The sequence below is a fragment of the Mesorhizobium sp. WSM4976 genome (assembly GCF_029625685.1).
Lineage (GTDB): Bacteria > Pseudomonadota > Alphaproteobacteria > Rhizobiales > Rhizobiaceae > Mesorhizobium.
On sequence record NZ_JARTVT010000010.1, the window covers coordinates 49,638 to 67,183 of the forward strand.

The following is a 17,546-nucleotide window of genomic DNA, read 5'->3' on the forward strand; positions in this document are numbered from 1 at the left end:
CCGTGTCGGAATTATTTCGAACTCAAAGCGAATGTCAAACGAAATTATCACGGCTGCGTGAAACAGCCCTGATGCGCCGCTATTCGAGCGCCGTCTCGATCAGCCGGACCTCAGTCTCCTCGCAAATCCGGCGGATCGAAGGGATGTCGCAACGATCGGTAATGAAGGTATTCACCTGGGAAAGGTGGCCGATCCGGACCGGCGCCGTACGTTCGAATTTGGTCCGGTCGGAGACCAGAATGACGTGGCGCGCATTGGCTATGATCGCCTGTGCTACCTTCACTTCGCGGAAATCGAAGTCGAGCAACGCACCGTCATGGTCGATAGCCGAGGCGCCGATGACCGCGTAGTCGACCTTGAACTGGCGGATGAAATCGACGGCAGCTTCGCCGACAATGCCACCATCGGAACCGCGCACCACGCCGCCGGCGATCACCACCTCGATCGTAGGATAAATGCGCATCCTATTGGCAACATTGATGTTATTGGTGATGACCATCAGCCCGCTATGGTCGAGAAGCGCCTTGCTGACCGCCTCGGTGGTGGTGCCGATATTGATGAACAGCGAGGCATTGTCCGGGATCAGCCGCGCCGCGGCGCTGCCGATCGCCTCCTTCTCGTCGGCCGCGATCTTGCGGCGAGCCTCGTATTCCATGTTCTCGATGCCGGACGGGAACAGTGCGCCGCCATGGATGCGGGTGAGCAGCCGCTGATCGCAGAGATCGTTGAGATCCTTGCGGATAGTCTGCGGCGTCACGTTGAAATGGGTTGCCAGATCCTCGACCAGGACCCGGCCGTGATCTTTCGCCATCTGGATGATTTCGGCGTGGCGTGGCGAAAGAAACATCCGGCATTCCCATTTTCGTTTTTTCCGTCTATATCGGAAAACGAAAGCGAAGAAAAGGCATGAGCCGGCTAACGAAAATCAACTGACTGCAAAAGGCAAACCAGCGCGTAATGGGTCTGCCGCCTCAGGATAAGCGCCGCGCAATCTCGGTTATGACGTCGAAAGCGGCGTCGACATCGGCCGCCGTCGACTCGAACTGCCCCGCCTGAAAGCGGATCGCCACGAGCCCGTCGACCCTGGTTTGCGTCAGGTAAATGCGGCCTTCGGTGTTGATGGTGTCGACCAGCCGCAGATTGTGCTCGTCCGGATCGGTACCCGAAGGCGCTTGGTGCCGGAACGAAAACAGCGACAGCATCGGCTCGCTGACGAGCTCGAAATCCGCTTCCCTGGCGAGCCGCGCGGCCAGTCCTTCGCTCCAGGCGACGTGGTTGCGGATCATATTGCGCAAACCTTCGAGGCCATGGGCCCGCAGCAGGAACCAGAGTTTGAGCGCACGGAAACGGCGCCCGAGCGGCACCGACCACTCCGAATAGTTGATGATGCCGTCGTGCCCCAACGTCTTCAAAAACTCCGGCTTTATGGCCAGCGTGCGCACCAGGTCTTCCGGCTGACGAATGAACTGGATCGAGCAATCGAATTGCGCGCCGAGCCACTTGTGCGGATTGAAGACGATGGAGTCCGCGCCTTCGACGCCCGCCCAGAAATGCCGGTATTCCGGGCAGATCATCGCCGATCCGGCCCAGGCGGCGTCGACATGCAGGTAAAGCCCCTGCCGCTTTGCGACCGCGACCACCGGGGCGATATCGTCGGTGCCGCCAATGCTGGTGCCGCCGACGCAAGCGATGATGCCGGCCGGCAGCAGGCCGGCCTCGCGATCGGCGACGATCGCGGCCTCAAGTGCGGCCGTATCCATGGCGCGAAAACGTCCTGAGACCGGAATGCGGACGAGGTTCTCCTCGCCGATGCCTGAGACCCAGATGGCGCGGTCGATCGAGGTATGGACCTGGTCGGAGGAATAGACGCGCAGCTTGCCCTGTCCGGCCAGCCCCTTTTTGTTGCCCTGCCAGTCGAGCGCCCGCTCTCGCATGGTGAGCACCGCCGCAAGCGTCGCCGACGAGGCCGAATCCTGGATGACGCCGGAAAAGCCCTCGGGCAGGCCAAGCGCCTGGCGCATCCAGTCGACGATGCGCGTCTCGAGCTCGGTCGCAGCCGGCGAGGTCTGCCACAGCATGCACTGCGCGGCCATCGCCGAGACCAGATACTCCGCCACGACCGAGACCGGCGCCGCATTGGCGGGGAAATAGGCGAAGAAGCGCGGATGCTGCCAATGCGTCATGCCAGGCACGATCTTTTCTTCGAAATCGGCGAAGATCTTCTCCATCGGTTCGGGCAATTCGGGCGGCGAAACCTCGATGCTCCGGAAAATCTCGCCCGGCGCGATTGCCGGCCGCACCGGACGGTCGCGCAAGCCGGCGCGGTAGTCGACGCCCCAGTCGGCCGCCCGCCTCGACCAGTCGCGGAATGTCTCGTTGTTCATCTATCCTCCCGAGCCCAGCCGCAATGCGGCGGGTAAACCAGCTTCGATATTGATCAACATGTTAAGTGCGCAAAAGGCCGCGAAATGCGAACCCTAACCGGGAAAATCCGGCAGGCTGGCAAAGGCCGTTTTCAAGGCGTTCGACCAGCCGTCGGAGATGGTGCGGTAATAGGGATCGTCCTGGCGGATGCGCCTGTTGAGCCCGACCTTGAAACTGTCCTTCTCCAGGAACAGCAGATCGAGCGGCAGCCCGACCGAAAGGTTGGATTTCAGCGTCGAGTCGAACGACACCAGAAGCAGCTTCACCGTTTCGGCCAGGCCCATTGTCGGGTCATAGGCACGGATGATGATCGGCTTGCCGTATTTCGTCTCGCCGATCTGGAAGAAAGGCGTGTCATCGGTCGACTCGATGAAATTGCCTTCCGGATAGATCATGAACAGCCTGGGCGGGCTGCCCTTGATCTGGCCGCCGAGGATGAAGGAGGCATTGAAGTAGGAATCCGCCTTGTCGCCGTTCGGCGAGGCATGTTCGATGACTTCCTTGACCGTATCGCCGACCAGCCGCACCGTCTGGTACATGGACGGCGTCTCGAGCAGCTTCGGATGACGGTCGCCAACGGCCTTGTTGCGCTCGTCGAGCAGGCTGACGACGGCTTGCGTGGTGGCAAGGTTGCCCGCCGACATCAGCACGATCACGCGCTCGCCGGGCTCTTCCCAGACGTGCATTTTCTTGAAGGTCGAGATCGAATCCATGCCGGCATTGGTGCGCGTGTCCGACATGAACACGAGCCCCCGATCGATCTTGAGGCCGACGCAATAGGTCATGATTCTTCTTTAACAGCGAATCCCGTCGGAAATTACTGCTCCACCGTGACGGTGACGGCAAGCTTCTCTTGCGCCTGCCCCAGCAGTATCCCCGACACCGGCGAGGCGTCGCGATAATCGCGCCCCGTCGCCACCCGCACATAGCGTTCGTCGGGAGAAATACCGTTGGCCGGATCAAAGGCAACCCATCCGAGCCCCACGACATAGGCCTCGGCCCAGGCATGGCTTGCAGCCTGCTCGACGGCCGCATCCATCATCAGGTAACCGCTGACATAGCGAGCCGGAAAGCCAAGCGCGACGGCCCCGGCGATGAAGATATGGCTGTGATCCTGGCAAACGCCGGATTTGAGCGCCAGGGCCTCTTCCGCCGGCGTGACGACGCTGGTCGTGCCCGGTCTGTAGGCGACCCGTTCGCGGATGGCGGCCATCAACCTGTGCAGCCGCTCGATCTCGGTTCCCTGCCCGAGCGAGCCGGCCAGTTCACGTATGCCCTCGCCGGCGGCGGTAAGCTGCGTCTGCTGGCCGAACAGCCAGAGCGGGGCAAAGCCCTGATGCGCGCCCGTCACGCCCGCCGTGTCATGCGTGGTCACCTCTCCCGCCGCCTCGACGGTGATCGTGCTGTGCCCGCTCTCAGCGCTCACCAGCCGCGTGTCGTTACCGAAATGATCGGTGAAGCGCACCTCCTCGCGCGCGCCTTCGACCTTGATAGCCCAGGAGCCGACGGTCTGCGTCCGTCCGCTCAGGGGCAGCAGGCGCAGCCGCTGCAGCAGGTATTGCACCGGCGCGTCGTAGCGGTACTCGGTGCGATGGGTGATCTTGAGCCGCATGACGCCCGCCCTCAGCCCCGCTCAATAGAACCGGTAATCCTGGGCAATCTCGTCGCCCAGCCTGGTGTTGTCGCGAATGAACTCGGCCAGAAATTCGTGCAGGCCGTGATCGAATATGTCCTTGATCGAGCCCCTCTTGAGCAACGCCTGGATCTTCTCGGCCGTGGCGTGGCAGGCATGGCGCTCGCCATAGTCGTCGGCGAGGAATTTCAGGTGCTCGCCGAGGAAGCGATAGCAGAATGTCAGCGAGCGCGGCATGCGCACATTGAGGATCAGATAGTCGGCAATATTCGTCGGCTTGTAGTCGGCCTCATAGACCCAGCGATAGGATCGATGCGCCGACACCGAGCGCAGGATCGACTCCCACTGGTAGTTGTCCAGCGTCGAGCCGACCCAGGACAGCGAAGGCAAGAGAACATAATATTTCACGTCAAGGATGCGCGCCGTGTTGTCGGCGCGCTCGACATAGGTGCCAAGCTGCGAAAAATCGAAAATCTCGTTGCGCAGCATCGTGCCGTAGAACGAACCGCGGATCAGCGCCGTCTCGCGCTTGATGGAATCGAGCACCGTCGGCAGGTCGCGCTCGTCGATCGGCTTCGCCAGCATGCGCTTCAGCGACATCCAGGCTTCGTTGATGCTTTCCCAGGTCTCGCGCGTCAGCGCCGTTCGCACCATGCGGGCATTGTTGCGCGCCGTCTCGATCGACGACATCGTGCTCGACGGGTTCGAGGTGTCGCGCAGCAGAAAGTCGGAGACGTTGGCAGCGGTGTAGTCCTGGTATTTCTGCGAGAACGCATAGTCCGAGCCGGCGCTGAGCAGCACCGAATTCCATTCCTCCGACGCGTTCTGCGTGCGCGTCAGCGCCATGCGCAGGCCGGCATCGACGAGACGCGCCATGTTTTCGGCTCGCTCGATATAGCGGTTCATCCAATAGAGACCGTTTGCGGTGCGGCCCAAAAGCATCTCAGCTTGCTCCGGTGTCGAGCGAATAGCGAATAGGGAGTAGCGAATAGGGGAAAAAGGACTTCATGACTTTTGTTGCAGGCTCCTGATCATCGAACGCAGCATTTCCCGATTTCATCAGTTTGGCCAAGCAAGCTGGCAACCTCCGCTTCGACCATTAGTCTCACCTCCCCACACAGGATGAGATGTGTCTCCAACTCTTTAAGAGAGCCCTGCGCCGCGCGAAGAAATTGAATAAAGGCTCCTGTACTTTCTCTTCCATGCCCCTCTGCGACATTCGCTGCGATGGAAGCCCCCGAGCGTCGTATCTGAGAGGTCATCCCGTGCACTTCACCGTTTGGAAAACCTCCCGTGGCCGAGTAGCAATTCACTGCCAACTTCAATGCCGCCTTCCAAAAGACGAGCTCCCTGTAGGAATTGATTGCCGTCGTATCCCCCTCTTTCCCTTATTCGCTACTCTCTTCGCTCTTTAATCATCCAACACCCACGTGTCCTTCGTCCCGCCCCCTTGCGAGGAATTGACGACAAGCGAACCCTCCTTGAGCGCGACACGCGTCAAGCCGCCCGGCACGATCTGGATTCGGTCCGAAACCAGCACGTAAGGCCGAAGATCGACATGACGCGGCGAAAGACCCTTTTCGGTCAGGATCGGACAGGTCGACAGCGCCAGCGTCGGCTGGGCGATATAGTTCGAGGGCTTCGCCTGCAGCTTCTTGGCGAACTCCTGGCATTCCTTCTTGGTCGCGGTGGGGCCGACCAGCATGCCGTAGCCGCCGGAGCCGTGCACTTCCTTGATCACCAGCTCGCTGATGTGCTCGAGCACATATTTGAGGCTGTCCGGCTCCGAACAGCGCCAGGTCGGGATGTTGCCGAGGATGGCCTTGCGGCCGGTGTAGAACTCGACGATCTCGGGCATGTAGGAATAAATCGCCTTGTCGTCGGCGATTCCGGTGCCAGGCGCATTGGCGATGGTGATGTTGCCGGCGCGGTAGACATCCATGATGCCCGGTACGCCGAGCGCGGAGTCCGGGCGGAAAGTCAGCGGATCGAGGAAAGCGTCGTCGACGCGGCGGTAAAGCACATCGATCTGCTTGTAGCCTTCGGTCGTGCGCATCGCGACGTGGCCGTCAACGACGCGCAGATCCTGCCCCTCGACGAGCTGCACGCCCATCTGGTCCGCAAGGAAGGCATGCTCGAAATAGGCAGAGTTGTAGGAGCCTGGCGTCAGCACCGCGATGGTCGGCGCGCCCTTGGCGCTTTGCGGCCGCACCGCGGCGAGCGACTGGCGCAGGAGTTGCGGATAGTTCTCGACCGGCCGCACCTTGATCTTCTGGAACAACTCCGGAAAGAGCTGCATCATCGTCTCGCGGTTTTCCAGCATGTAGGAGACGCCGGACGGCGTGCGGGCATTGTCCTCCAGCACGTAGAAGTCGTTCTCCGATATGCGGACGATGTCGACGCCGATGATATGAGTGTAGACGCCGGCCGGCGGCCTGACACCGATCATCTCGGGCAGGAAGGCCTCGTTCCTGGCAACGAGATCCCTCGGCACGCGCCCGGCCCGCAGGATCTCCTGGCGGTGATAGATGTCGTCGAGAAAGGCGTTCAGCGCCTGCACGCGCTGCTCGATGCCCTGTGTCAGCCGGCGCCATTCCTGGCCGGATAGGATGCGCGGCACAATGTCGAAAGGGATCAGCCGTTCGGACGCTTCCTGCTCGCCATAGACGGCAAAGGTGATACCGGTCTTGCGGAAGACGCGCTCGGCGTCCTGCATTTTCTGGGTAAGCCTGGCCGGGTCCTGCTCCTTCAGCCAGCGATCATAAGCCTCATAAGGTCTTCTCAATCCGGAAACGTCCGGAAGCATTTCATCGAAGGCTGCCAATCGCGTACTCCCCTCTAAGACCATTTCACTGGCCTGGCCGGAGAAAATCAAGCGCAATCGGTGATTTAAGAAGCGATGACGGCCGCTCTATGCAAATTGCCTAATTTTAAGGCATGAGCACCAAGACCAGGTCACCTCCTGCTTCCGGGCCGGGCATCGCCAGCCGGTCAGAACGCCCGGAAGGTGACGATGGTGAAGGTGTCCTTGATTCCGGGCAGGATCTGCACCCGCTCATTGACGAAGTGGCCGATATCCTCCACGTCGTCGACGTAGAATTTGGCGAGCAGGTCGTAATTGCCGGCGGTCGAGTAGATTTCGGAGGCGATCTCGGCGTCAGCAAGCGCGCTGGCGACCTCATAGGCCTTGCCCAGATCGCATTTAATCTGCACGAAAAATGCCTTCATTGCCTGGTCCTGCCGCCTGCGTCATGAATAAGCGGCCCTTGTGGCAGACTGCCGCCCGGCTTTCAAGCTTCACGCGCCGCGCAGATCAAAGAGTACCTGCTCCCGCCTCCGGCGGGAAATGGCGAAATCTTCGCAGGTCGGTGAAACCACGCCGTGCCGCGACGCGTATATTAGAGTAGTTCGGCAAGCGAATTTCCCGGGAGGCAGCCAATGCGCCGCGCATTGTTCGCGTTAGCTATTGTTCCAATGCTGATGACCTCGTCTGCCTTGGCCGGCGATGCGGAGGTCAAGGCCGCGCAGACGGTTATCGACAGCCAGCTGAAGGCCTTCATCGCCAATGATGGCGCCGCCGCCTATAGTTTCGCCGCGCCGAACGTGAAGCAGATATTTCCGACCGTCGAAACCTTCATGAACATGGTGACGAATGGCTACGCGCCCGTGCGAAAACCCCAATCCTATTCCTTCGGCAAGGTCGAGGAGACGGGGCCAGGTTCGATCGTCCAGCAGGTCCTGATCGTCGGGCCCGACGGTAAGGATTACGAGGCGGTCTATACGCTGCAGCAGCAGGCGGATGGCAGCTTCAAGATCACCGGCTGCAGCCTGCGAGCCTCGACCTCGGTCAGCACCTGACCAACTCCGAGAAACCCGCGGGTCCGGTATGGACCGAGCCTACACTCAATCCCGGCGGTGATACAGCGTCCAGGCCAGGCCTGAAAGACCCCAACTAGTCGAGGCATCGACACGCTCATAGGCCGACCCGCAAGCCGGCGCGGCGTCGACATATTGCGGCTGCCGATCGATGGGTCCCTCGAGGATCAGCCAGGACGGACGCTCGTCACATATTTTGTCCGTCGCGACAAACGAGGCCTGACGCCCGAGCCGTTTGGCAAAATAGTCGACGGTCATCACGGTGCGGAATTCCTGGTTGGTAGCGTAGTCGGCTGCGCCGTCACGAGTCATTTTGTCGACCGTCGCGGCGTAGGACCCCCGCGCATATTTGTAGAATGGCAGCAGAAGCGTCGTCGTGCCGGCGAGGATTGCCACCATCGCGACCGCCGCGAACAGACGGTACTTGCCTCCGGCGGCGAAACCACGCCCAAGCAGCTCACCCGCCCACAACAACATCAATGTTGCGGGAACGAGGAAGTAGCGCGGGAATTCGGAATTGGGCGGTCGTGCCATTGCCATGATTACGGGCAGCCCGACGATCCCAATGACAAAGAGGCTCGCTCGCCGATCGCGCCATATGGCGGCGCAGACGCAGACGACCCCGCAGACGGCAGTGATGGAAGCCCAGTCGCCGATCCAATCCGGCACGCCAAACAGGTAGCGGATCATTCCGCCATAACCCTGCCCAAAGGCGTGAAGCGAAAATGGCAGGACGCCACCGATCCTGAACCCGAACAGCAGCGAGCCAATCAGCATGCAGGCGGCAAGCGGCAGCACGGCCAGGAACGCCGGCGCGAAGATCTGACCGAGCTCGACATTGACCCGCCCGAGGCTGCCGTTGCGCCGCCAGACGATCCAGGCGGCCCAGGCAACCAGAACAGCCACGGTTTCCATCATGATGAGATGGGACAGAAAGCCGAGGAGGACGATCGCCCCGAACGCAACACCCGAGCCTCTTCCGTCGAGCCGGCGCTCCAGGAACATGGCGGCAAGAAGCGTGAACAACACCAAGCCGGCATAGCCTCTCGCTTCCGAGCCATAGTGAACCATCGGATAGCTGATGGCGAACAGCAGGCTTGTGGCGACAGCGGCCCACCGTCCGCGAGCAGCCGCTCCCGCGGCGACGATGGAGCCGACACCCAGCGCGATCGACAGCGCGCGCTGGAGCAACGGTGAGGCATCGGGGCCGACCAGGTAGAGATAGATCGAATTGAGGAAATGATTGTTGTCGTGATTTATTCGCCAGAATATCTGGTCGATCGAGGTGAGCGGTTCAAGCTGCACTAGGCTCCAGATCTCATCCAGCCATAGGTCGCCACGCGCGCCGAGCATGCGCAGGACGAGGCCGGCGAGCCCGATGACCGCGACAGCCGGCAAAACCGCTCCCGCCCATTGCTGAACGGCGGCAGCAGACTCGCGAGAGCCGCTAGCGCGATTTGTTTGCGCCTCGCCCGACGCCGAGGATTGTCCCGAGACGAGCAAGGTCTCCGCCTTTGCCTGAAGTCATCCCGGCAATCTGTACAATCACAGTCGTTTCAAAATGGTTCGCGCACGCTCAAGTGGAGGCCTTCAGCCACTTAGCGCGCCGGAATATCGCCTCGCGACCAGCCTTCGGCGATCTCAGCGGCGCGCGCTTCAAAAACCCGCGCCTCGATAGCTGCCCGGATGTCCTGCATCAGCTTCTGATAGTAGGACAGGTTGTTCCAGGTCAGCAGCATCGCTCCGAGCGACTCCTGCGAGCGCACCAGGTGATGCAGATAGGCACGCGAGTAATCGCGCGCCGCCGGGCAATCGCTTTCCTCGTCGAGCGGCCGAGGATCGTCGGCGTGGCGGGCATTCCTGAGATTGACCTTGCCGCGGCGCGTATAGGCAAGGCCATGGCGGCCGGCGCGGGTCGGCATCACGCAGTCGAACATGTCGATGCCGCGCGCCACCGATTTCAATATGTCGTCCGGCGTGCCGACGCCCATCAGGTAGCGCGGCTTGTCGGCCGGCAGCTCCGGGCAGGTGATGTCGAGCATCTCCAGCATCACCGATTGCGGCTCGCCGACCGCCAGCCCGCCGACGGCATAGCCTTTCAGATCCATGGCCTTAAGCGCCTGCGCCGAACGCACGCGCATCGGCGCGCTGTCGCCGCCCTGGACGATGCCGAACATCGCCTTGCCTGGCTGGTCGCCGAAGGCCGCCTTGCAGCGCTCGGCCCAGCGCAGCGACAATTCCATCGCGCGCTCGATTTCCTTGGGCTTTGCTGGCAGCGCGGTGCATTCGTCCAGCTGCATCTGGATATCGGAATCGAGCAATCCCTGGATCTCGATCGACCGCTCCGGCGACATCTCGTAAGGCGCGCCGTCGATATGCGAGCGGAAGGTGACGCCCTGTTCGGTCAGTTTCCGGAGCTTCGACAACGACATGACCTGGAAGCCGCCACTGTCGGTCAGGATCGGATGCGGCCAGCGCGCGAACTCGTGCAGGCCGCCGAGCCTGGCCACGCGCTCGGCACCCGGCCGTAGCATCAGATGATAGGTGTTGCCGAGGATTATGTCGGCGCCGACGCCGCGCACCTGATCCATATACATGGCCTTGACGGTGCCGCCGGTGCCGACCGGCATAAAGGCCGGCGTGCGGATCTCACCGCGCGGCATCGAGACAAGACCGCGCCTGGCCTTGCCGTCCGTGGCAAGCACCTTGAACGAAAAAGTTTCAGCCATTGAATCCCTTGTCGTGCACCGGGGCAACGGACGCTTGCTCGTCGAGCGACTGCCGGTAGCGGATGTAGCCGCGCATGAATTTCGGCGATGGCGGCACGGAGATCGCAGGCTCGGTCTTTTCCGGCAGCAGGTCCCATAACTCGGGGTGATGCCAGCACAGATCATGCCCGGTCACATCGCGATGCGCGCGGATACCGGCGCGCAGCTTCCTCACCTCCGCGATCAGCGTGTCGCGGTCCATGCCGTCGAGATCATCGTCCATCGCTCGTCTCCGCCCGGTAAAGCAGGCTAGCGTCCCCATAGGAGTAGAACCTGTAGCGGTTCTCGATGGCATGCGCATAGGCCTCACGCATCGTCTCCAGGCCGCTGAAAGCCGAGACCAGCATGAACAGCGTCGAGCGCGGCAGATGGAAATTGGTCATCAGCATGTCGGCGGTGCGGAAGCGATAGCCGGGCGTGATGAAGATATCGGTCGGCCCGGACCAGGGCCCGATGCGGCCTTCGTCACGAGCCGCGCTCTCCAGAAGCCGCAGCGATGTCGTGCCGACGCAGATGATCCGCCCTCCCCGGACCCTGGCCGCGTTGAGCGCCGCCGCGGTCTCGGCACTTACCGAGCCGGTCTCGGCGTGCATCTTGTGATCGGCCGTGTCGTCGGCCTTGACCGGCAGGAAGGTGCCGGCGCCGACATGCAGCGTGACGAAGCGACGCTCGATGCCCTTGGCGTCGAGCGCCGCAAACAGCTCCGGCGTGAAATGCAGCCCGGCGGTGGGGGCAGCGACCGCCCCCTCTTCCCTGGCATAGATGGTCTGGTAGTCGTCGCGGTCGCGCTCGTCATCGTCGCGCTTCGAGGCGATATAAGGCGGCAGCGGAATGTGGCCGACGGCATGCAGCGCCTCGTCGAGAAACGGCCCGGACAGGTCGAAGCCGAGCAGCGCCTCGCCCGCCTCACCTTTCTCGATCACCGTCGCGTCGAGCTGGCCGAGGAAGCAGGAATTGCCGTCATGGCCGAAATGAATGCGGTCGCCGGCGGAGATGCGCTTGCCCGGCCGCATGAAGGCCTGCCAGCGGTCTGGCGCTACGCGCATGTGCAGCGTTGCCTCGACCTGCGCCACCGCCTCGCCGCGCTTGCGTACGCCCTTCAGCTGCGCCGGGATGACCTTGGTGTCGTTGAACACCAGCACGTCGCCGTCGCGAAGCAGCGACGGCAATTCGCTGACGATGCGGTCCTGTAATGCTTCGCGAGATTTGACGACCAGGAGCCTGGCGCTGTCGCGCGGTTCCGCCGGGCGAAGCGCGATGCGCTCCTCCGGCAGGTCGAAGTCGAACAGGTCGACGCGCATCAGAAAAGCCGGATGAGCAGCGCCCCGGCGAGCAGCATTACCGCGCCGGCGACGCGGCCAAGCGAGATTTCGCGCACCGCCACCCCAAGGAAACCAACGCGGTCGATCAGCATGCCGGCGAGCAACTGCCCGGCGACCAGGAAGGCCATCAGGGCCGCGGCGCCGATGCGCGGCGTCAGGATCGTCGACAACGTCACATAGAAGCCGCCGAGCATGCCGCCGGCGATGAACAGCCAGGGCGCCGGCGCCTTCCAGTCGAGCGAGATGCCCTGCATCCTCACCACCGCGAAGGCAATAATGCCAAGCACGATAGCGCCCGACAGGAAGGAGAATGCCGCCGCCGCGACGGGAAGGCCGAGGCCGCGCGCCAGTTGCGAGTTGATCGGCGCCTGGATGGCGATGAAGGCGCCGGACAGGATGCCCAGCAGGGACCAGACTGCGCCCATCGTCGTTCCGCCTTTACTTGACGTCGGCCGCGACCTTCAGCGACACGATCTTGTCGGGATCCTGCACCGGCTCGCCGCGCTTGATCTTGTCGACATTTTCCATGCCTTCGATGACCTGGCCCCACACCGTGTACTGGCGGTTGAGGAAGGCGGCGTCGTCGAAGCAGATGAAGAACTGCGAATTCGCCGAGTTCGGGTTCTGGGCGCGCGCCATCGAGCAGGCGCCGCGGCCATGATTGGCGTTGGAGAACTCGGCCTTGAGGTCCGGCTTGTCCGACCCGCCCATGCCCGCGCGTGACGGCGCATAGGTCGGCTTCGAGGAATTGCCGAACTTGACGTCGCCGGTCTGCGCCATGAAGCCGTCGATGACGCGATGGAACACCACTCCGTCATAGGCGCCCTCACGCGCCAGCTCCTTGATGCGGGCGACATGGCCGGGAGCCAGCTCGGGATACATTTCGATGACGACCTTGCCCTTGGTCGTTTCCATGATCAGCGCGTTCTCGCGATCCTTGATCTCAGCCATGTCAGAAATCCTTTTTGAAAATTGAGGGGTTTATTTGCCGTCGGCGGCGATGCGAACCTTGATCATGCGGTCGGGGTCGGTGACCGTGCCGTTGTCGGCCTCGTCGCCCTTCTTGATCTTGTCGACGAGGTCCATGCCACCGACCACCTTGCCGACGATGGTGTACTGGCCATCGAGGTTCGGCGCCGGCGCGAACATGATGAAGAATTGCGAATTGGCCGAGTTCGGATCCTGCGAACGGGCCATGCCGACCACGCCGCGCGCGAACTGCTCGCTCTGCGAGAACTCGGCCGGCAGGTCGGGAAGATCGGAACCGCCGGTGCCGACCGCTTGCGGGTCGAAGCCCTTCTTCATGTTGCCGAATTTGACGTCGCCGGTTTGCGCCATGAAACCGTCGATGACGCGGTGGAAGGCGACATTGTCATAGGCGCCGTCGCGCACCAGCTTCTTGATCTGCGCGACGTGCTTGGGCGCCAGATCGGGACGCAGCGCGATCGTCACGTCGCCATCCTTGAGCGTGATGACCATGGTGTTTTCCTTGTCGGCGGCGACAGCCGGCCCGGATGCCGAGAAAAGGGATGCCGCGAAAAGGCCGGCAAGCACGACTAGGAACGAAGCGAGCTTCTTCAGCTGCATGGGGATCTCCGGGAAAGCCTATTTGGTGAACTTGGCGGTGAGCGCCCCGGCGACGGCCGCCGGCACGAATGGGCGGATATCGCCGCCCATCGACGCAATCTGGCGCACGAGTGTGGCGGTAATGGTGCGCACCGAGGGACTGGCGGGGAGAAAAACCGTCTGCAGTTCCGGCGCCATCGTCTCGTTCATGCCGGCCATCTGCATTTCGTAGTCGAGATCGGTGCCGTCGCGCAGGCCGCGGATGATGATCGAGGAGCCGTGCTTGCGGGCCGCGTCGATGACCAGCCCATCGAAGGAAACGACCCTGATGCGATCGCTGTCCTTGCCCAATTCCACCTTGGTTGCCGCCTCGATCAGCTCCACGCGTTCCTCGAAGGAAAACAACGGCTTCTTGCCTGGATGGATGCCGATCGCCGCATAGACGGTGTCGGCCACCGCCAGCGACGCCTTGAGCACGTCAAGATGGCCGTTGGTCAGTGGGTCGAAGGAGCCGGCGTAAAGGGCGGTGCGTTCTGTCATGGCAGGCTTCTAGATCAATTCCAGGAAAAGTGTGAGCGGTTTTCCGTCCAGAATTGAGCAAAGACAAAAAGATAAAGATAGAGAGGTTCGCTGCTATCTTGAAACGGTGAAACGCTCTAGCGAACCTCTCAGACAAAGGCAAATCCCAATGATTGCATGGCCATGAACCTTTCCGCGCCGATGAACGACAGATGAATGCGGCGATCACGAACGTTTCACGCAGCGTTCACTAGGTTGCCGCTTCAAGGGACGAAACCAAATCCCCATCTCGTCGTTGTAAGCCCAGGAGAACACGCAAATGCTGATTTACATGCTTGCCACCGCAATGACCATCGTGATGCTGATCGCGACTGCATTCGGGTTGCATCAGGAAGCGGCGCGGGTGCGCGTCAAGGCCAACACCAAGCGGCTCGATGGTTTCGCCCACCGCAACCTCTATCGTCGCTATTGATTTTCCCAAGACCGAGCCGGCCCAGGGGGCCCGTTGGCCGGAAGAAACCTTATTCGCGTCCGCCTGTATCGATCGCGCCAGTCTCGCTTGAAGCCACGTCTTCAGCCTCGTCGTCCGACTGAGGCTCCGAAATCCGCTCCACCGACACGACCTTCTCACCTTCGGCCGTATTGAAGATCGTCACGCCCTTGGTGGCGCGGCTGGCGAAGCGTATGCCGTTGACCGGCACCCGGATCACCGTGCCGCCGTCCGACACCAGCATGATCTGATCGTCATTCCCGACCGGGAAGGTCGCGACCAGGCGGCCGATCTCGGCCGTTTTCGACACGTCAGTGGCGCGGATACCCTTGCCGCCACGGCCAGTCAGGCGGAAGTCGTAGGATGACGAGCGCTTGCCATAGCCATATTCGGTCACCGTCAGCACAAGCTTTTCATGCGCCTTGAGGAATTCGTAGCGCTCGTCGGATAGCTCGGCTTCCTCGCCGACCTCTTCATTGGTGAGCGCAATCTCCTCGTCCTCGCCTGCTCCACCGGCGGCAAGCCGTCGCTCGGCCGCCGCGCGCTTCAGATAGGCGGCGCGCTCGGCGGGTGACGCATCGACATTCTCGATGATCGACATCGAGATGATGCGGTCGGTCTCGGCCATGCTTATGCCGCGCACGCCAACGGAGTTGCGGCTCTGGAAGACGCGCACGTCGGAGACCGGGAAACGGATGCACTGGCCGGAATTCGCCGTCAAAAGCACGTCGTCATTGTCGGTGCAGGTCTCGACGCCAAGGATCTCGTCGCCTTCTTCCTCCAGCTTCATGGCGATCTTGCCGTTGCGGTTGACCTGGACGAAGTCGGACAGCTTGTTGCGGCGCACCGTGCCGCGCGTGGTCGCGAACATCACGTCGAGCTCGCCCCAACTGGTTTCGTCCTCCGGCAGCGGCATGATGGTGGTGATGCGCTCGCCCTGCTCGAGCGGCAGCATGTTGATCAGCGCCTTGCCCCGCGATTGCGGGTTGCCGATCGGCAGCCGCCAGACTTTTTCCTTGTAGACGATGCCGCGCGAAGAGAAGAACAGCACCGGCGTATGCGTGTTGGCCACGAACAGCCTTGTGACGAAATCCTCTTCCTTGGTCGACATGCCGGAGCGGCCCTTGCCGCCGCGGCGCTGAGCCCGGTAGAGCGACAGCGGCACGCGCTTGATGTAGCCGGAATGGCTGACGGTGACGACCATGTCCTCGCGCTGGATCAGGTCCTCGTCTTCCATGTCCGCCCCGCCCTCGGAGAGCTCGGTACGGCGCGGCGTACCGAACTCGTCGCGAACCGCAATCAACTCGTCCTTGACGATCTGCTGGATGCGCGCTCGAGACGACAAAATATCAAGGAAATCAACAATCTCGGCGCCAATCTTGTTCAACTCATCGGCGATCTCGTCGCGGCCGAGCGCTGTCAGGCGCTGCAGGCGCAGGTCGAGGATGGCGCGCGCCTGTTCCTCGGAGAGATTGTAAGTGCCATCCTCGTTGATGCGGTGGCGCGGGTCATCGATCAGCTTGATCAGCGGCGCGACGTCGTGCGACGGCCAGCGCCGCTCCATCAACTGCTCGCGCGCCGTCTGCGGATCGGGCGCGGTGCGGATCAGCTTGATCACCTCGTCGATATTGGCGACCGCAATCGCCAGGCCGACAAGGACATGGGCGCGCTCGCGCGCCTTGCGCAGTAGGTATTTGGTGCGGCGGCTGATCACCTCCTCGCGGAAGCCGACGAAGGCTTTCAGCATGTCGATCAGCATCATCACTTCCGGCTTGCCGCCGTTCAGCGCCACCATGTTGGCGCCGAACGATGTCTGCAGCGGCGTGAAGCGGTAAAGCTGGTTGAGGATGACGTCGGCGACGGCCTCGCGCTTCAGCTCGATGACGACCCGGTAACCCTGGCGGTCGCTTTCGTCGCGAATGTCGGAGATCCCGTCGATGCGCTTTTCGCGCACCAGTTCGGCCATCTTCTCGATCATCGCCGCCTTGTTCACCTGATAGGGGATTTCGGTGACGACGATGGATTCGCGGTCATTGCCGCGCCTTTCGATCTCGACGCGGCCTCGCATGACGATCGAGCCGCGGCCGGTGGAATAGGCACTGTAGATGCCGGAGCGGCCAAGCACGATGCCGCCGGTCGGGAAATCCGGGCCGGGCACGATCTCCATCAGCGCCGGCAGGTCGATGGCCGGGTTGTCGATGATCGCCATCGCGCCATTGCACACTTCCGCCAGGTTGTGCGGCGGAATGTTGGTGGCCATGCCGACGGCGATGCCGCCGGAACCGTTGACCAGAAGGTTGGGGAAGCGCGCCGGCAGCACCTTCGGCTCTTGTTCGGCGCCGTCGTAATTGTCCTGAAAATCGACCGTTTCCTTGTCGATATCCTCCAGGAGCTCATGCGCGACCTTGGTGAGCCGCGACTCGGTATAGCGCATGGCCGCGGGCGGGTCGGCGTCGATGGAGCCGAAATTGCCCTGTCCGTCGATCAGCGGCACGCGCAGCGACCAGTCCTGCGCCATGCGAACCAGCGCGTCATAGATCGAGGCGTCGCCATGCGGATGGTATTTACCCATCACGTCGCCGACGATACGCGACGACTTCACATGCTTGCGGTTCCAGTGGTAGCCGCCTTCCTGCATGGCGTAGAGGATGCGGCGATGGACGGGTTTCAGGCCGTCGCGCACGTCGGGCAGCGCGCGGCTGACGATCACGCTCATGGCGTAATCGAGATAGGAGCGCTGCATCTCCTCGATGATCGAAATCGGCTCGATGCCGGTGGGGCCGTCCTCTGGCCCGCGCGGTGTCTTCTGGTCGGTCAAATCAGGTCACAATCCAGTCGGGAATCACTGCATGCTTATATAGGAAGCCTCGCCGAAACTCCAATGTCGGCCGGACTTTTCCAGAGACAATTTCGATGGTAATTTCAAATGGATACCGCTGATTGCGACG

Annotated in this window: 19 protein-coding genes; 2 read left to right on the plus strand and 17 right to left on the minus strand. The window is 62.1% G+C overall.

The annotated features are described in order from the left end of the window. Positions 1-79: 79 nt before the first annotated feature. The 8 genes from P9272_RS13890 to P9272_RS13925 all read right to left on the minus strand — a co-directional run bounded on the left by P9272_RS13890 (position 80) and on the right by P9272_RS13925 (position 7,285). Positions 80-847 (minus strand): DeoR/GlpR family DNA-binding transcription regulator, encoded by a 768-nt coding sequence (locus P9272_RS13890; RefSeq protein WP_278160983.1) that lies wholly within the window; start codon positions 845-847, stop codon positions 80-82. A 124-nt stretch (positions 848-971) separates the two neighbouring features. Continuing rightward, positions 972-2,384: an aspartate aminotransferase family protein gene (locus P9272_RS13895; RefSeq protein ID WP_278160984.1), complete on the minus strand. Its 1,413-nt coding sequence runs from the start codon at positions 2,382-2,384 to the stop codon at positions 972-974. Positions 2,385-2,477: 93 nt separating this feature from the next. After that, positions 2,478-3,209 carry a peptidase gene (locus P9272_RS13900; protein ID WP_128259152.1) on the minus strand — a complete coding sequence of 244 codons (732 nt, stop codon included), beginning with the start codon at positions 3,207-3,209 and terminating at the stop codon, positions 2,478-2,480. A 32-nt stretch (positions 3,210-3,241) separates the two neighbouring features. Further along, positions 3,242-4,036, minus strand: a complete 795-nt coding sequence (locus tag P9272_RS13905) for a transglutaminase family protein (protein ID WP_128259153.1) — start codon at positions 4,034-4,036, stop codon at positions 3,242-3,244. A 21-nt stretch (positions 4,037-4,057) separates the two neighbouring features. After that, positions 4,058-4,999, minus strand: coding sequence for an alpha-E domain-containing protein (locus P9272_RS13910; RefSeq protein WP_128259154.1), 942 nt, complete (start codon positions 4,997-4,999; stop codon positions 4,058-4,060). Between the two features lie 89 nt (positions 5,000-5,088). After that, a complete protein-coding gene (locus P9272_RS13915; RefSeq protein WP_347404051.1) occupies positions 5,089-5,370 on the minus strand; it encodes a four helix bundle protein in 282 nt (93 codons plus the stop codon). 98 nt (positions 5,371-5,468) lie between these two features. Beyond that, positions 5,469-6,881: a circularly permuted type 2 ATP-grasp protein gene (locus tag P9272_RS13920; RefSeq protein ID WP_278160985.1), complete on the minus strand. Its 1,413-nt coding sequence runs from the start codon at positions 6,879-6,881 to the stop codon at positions 5,469-5,471. Between the two features lie 167 nt (positions 6,882-7,048). Further along, positions 7,049-7,285: an Lrp/AsnC ligand binding domain-containing protein gene (locus tag P9272_RS13925; RefSeq protein WP_128259157.1), complete on the minus strand. Its 237-nt coding sequence runs from the start codon at positions 7,283-7,285 to the stop codon at positions 7,049-7,051. A 210-nt stretch (positions 7,286-7,495) separates the two neighbouring features. Between P9272_RS13925 and P9272_RS13930 the strand changes: the two genes are divergently transcribed. After that, entirely contained in the window at positions 7,496-7,915 is a 420-nt protein-coding gene (locus P9272_RS13930) for a DUF4864 domain-containing protein (protein ID WP_128259158.1), read from the plus strand. Positions 7,916-7,960: 45 nt separating this feature from the next. Here P9272_RS13930 and P9272_RS13935 read toward each other — a convergent pair whose 3' ends face one another. The 8 genes from P9272_RS13935 to coaD all read right to left on the minus strand — a co-directional run bounded on the left by P9272_RS13935 (position 7,961) and on the right by coaD (position 14,129). Then, positions 7,961-9,331, minus strand: a complete 1,371-nt coding sequence (locus P9272_RS13935) for a hypothetical protein (protein WP_278160986.1) — start codon at positions 9,329-9,331, stop codon at positions 7,961-7,963. Between the two features lie 200 nt (positions 9,332-9,531). Beyond that, complete coding sequence (tgt, locus tag P9272_RS13940; protein ID WP_278160987.1) at positions 9,532-10,662, minus strand: tRNA guanosine(34) transglycosylase Tgt; 1,131 nt, start codon at positions 10,660-10,662, stop codon at positions 9,532-9,534. Further along, entirely contained in the window at positions 10,655-10,924 is a 270-nt protein-coding gene (locus tag P9272_RS13945; protein ID WP_278160988.1) for a hypothetical protein, read from the minus strand. Before P9272_RS13945 ends, tgt begins: the two co-directional genes overlap by 8 nt. Beyond that, the gene (queA, locus tag P9272_RS13950; protein ID WP_278160989.1) at positions 10,914-12,002 is read right to left on the minus strand and encodes a tRNA preQ1(34) S-adenosylmethionine ribosyltransferase-isomerase QueA; all 1,089 of its coding nucleotides are present in this window, start codon (positions 12,000-12,002) and stop codon (positions 10,914-10,916) included. The genes P9272_RS13945 and queA overlap by 11 nt, the downstream gene beginning before the upstream one ends. Beyond that, entirely contained in the window at positions 12,002-12,448 is a 447-nt protein-coding gene (locus P9272_RS13955; protein WP_128259163.1) for a DMT family transporter, read from the minus strand. The genes queA and P9272_RS13955 overlap by 1 nt, the downstream gene beginning before the upstream one ends. A gap of 13 nt (positions 12,449-12,461) precedes the next feature. Then, positions 12,462-12,974, minus strand: coding sequence for a peptidylprolyl isomerase (locus P9272_RS13960; protein WP_042642653.1), 513 nt, complete (start codon positions 12,972-12,974; stop codon positions 12,462-12,464). 30 nt (positions 12,975-13,004) lie between these two features. Further along, positions 13,005-13,502, minus strand: coding sequence for a peptidylprolyl isomerase (locus P9272_RS13965; protein ID WP_278161106.1), 498 nt, complete (start codon positions 13,500-13,502; stop codon positions 13,005-13,007). 126 nt (positions 13,503-13,628) lie between these two features. Beyond that, the gene (gene coaD / locus P9272_RS13970; protein ID WP_128259165.1) at positions 13,629-14,129 is read right to left on the minus strand and encodes a pantetheine-phosphate adenylyltransferase; all 501 of its coding nucleotides are present in this window, start codon (positions 14,127-14,129) and stop codon (positions 13,629-13,631) included. Positions 14,130-14,427: 298 nt separating this feature from the next. On the opposite strand from coaD, the gene P9272_RS13975 reads away from it, so the two are divergent. Then, positions 14,428-14,580, plus strand: coding sequence for a hypothetical protein (locus P9272_RS13975; RefSeq protein ID WP_278160990.1), 153 nt, complete (start codon positions 14,428-14,430; stop codon positions 14,578-14,580). Between the two features lie 49 nt (positions 14,581-14,629). On the opposite strand, the gene gyrA is transcribed toward P9272_RS13975, so the two are convergent. Further along, positions 14,630-17,416, minus strand: a complete 2,787-nt coding sequence (gene gyrA / locus P9272_RS13980; RefSeq protein ID WP_278160991.1) for a DNA gyrase subunit A — start codon at positions 17,414-17,416, stop codon at positions 14,630-14,632. Positions 17,417-17,546 lie beyond the last annotated feature (130 nt).

What these genes read in the sequence shown, in the direction of transcription:
- P9272_RS13890 (WP_278160983.1), bottom strand. Translation starts at nt 847, where the DNA reads ATGTTTCTTTCGCCACGCCACGCCGAAATCATCCAGATGGCGAAAGAT.
- P9272_RS13895 (WP_278160984.1), bottom strand. Translation starts at nt 2,384, where the DNA reads ATGAACAACGAGACATTCCGCGACTGGTCGAGGCGGGCGGCCGACTGG.
- P9272_RS13900 (WP_128259152.1), bottom strand. Translation starts at nt 3,209, where the DNA reads ATGACCTATTGCGTCGGCCTCAAGATCGATCGGGGGCTCGTGTTCATG.
- P9272_RS13905 (WP_128259153.1), bottom strand. Translation starts at nt 4,036, where the DNA reads ATGCGGCTCAAGATCACCCATCGCACCGAGTACCGCTACGACGCGCCG.
- P9272_RS13910 (WP_128259154.1), bottom strand. Translation starts at nt 4,999, where the DNA reads ATGCTTTTGGGCCGCACCGCAAACGGTCTCTATTGGATGAACCGCTAT.
- P9272_RS13925 (WP_128259157.1), bottom strand. Translation starts at nt 7,285, where the DNA reads ATGAAGGCATTTTTCGTGCAGATTAAATGCGATCTGGGCAAGGCCTAT.
- P9272_RS13930 (WP_128259158.1), top strand. Translation starts at nt 7,496, where the DNA reads ATGCGCCGCGCATTGTTCGCGTTAGCTATTGTTCCAATGCTGATGACC.
- tgt (WP_278160987.1), bottom strand. Translation starts at nt 10,662, where the DNA reads ATGGCTGAAACTTTTTCGTTCAAGGTGCTTGCCACGGACGGCAAGGCC.
- P9272_RS13945 (WP_278160988.1), bottom strand. Translation starts at nt 10,924, where the DNA reads ATGGACGATGATCTCGACGGCATGGACCGCGACACGCTGATCGCGGAG.
- queA (WP_278160989.1), bottom strand. Translation starts at nt 12,002, where the DNA reads ATGCGCGTCGACCTGTTCGACTTCGACCTGCCGGAGGAGCGCATCGCG.
- P9272_RS13955 (WP_128259163.1), bottom strand. Translation starts at nt 12,448, where the DNA reads ATGGGCGCAGTCTGGTCCCTGCTGGGCATCCTGTCCGGCGCCTTCATC.
- P9272_RS13960 (WP_042642653.1), bottom strand. Translation starts at nt 12,974, where the DNA reads ATGGCTGAGATCAAGGATCGCGAGAACGCGCTGATCATGGAAACGACC.
- P9272_RS13965 (WP_278161106.1), bottom strand. Translation starts at nt 13,502, where the DNA reads ATGGTCATCACGCTCAAGGATGGCGACGTGACGATCGCGCTGCGTCCC.
- coaD (WP_128259165.1), bottom strand. Translation starts at nt 14,129, where the DNA reads ATGACAGAACGCACCGCCCTTTACGCCGGCTCCTTCGACCCACTGACC.
- P9272_RS13975 (WP_278160990.1), top strand. Translation starts at nt 14,428, where the DNA reads ATGCTGATTTACATGCTTGCCACCGCAATGACCATCGTGATGCTGATC.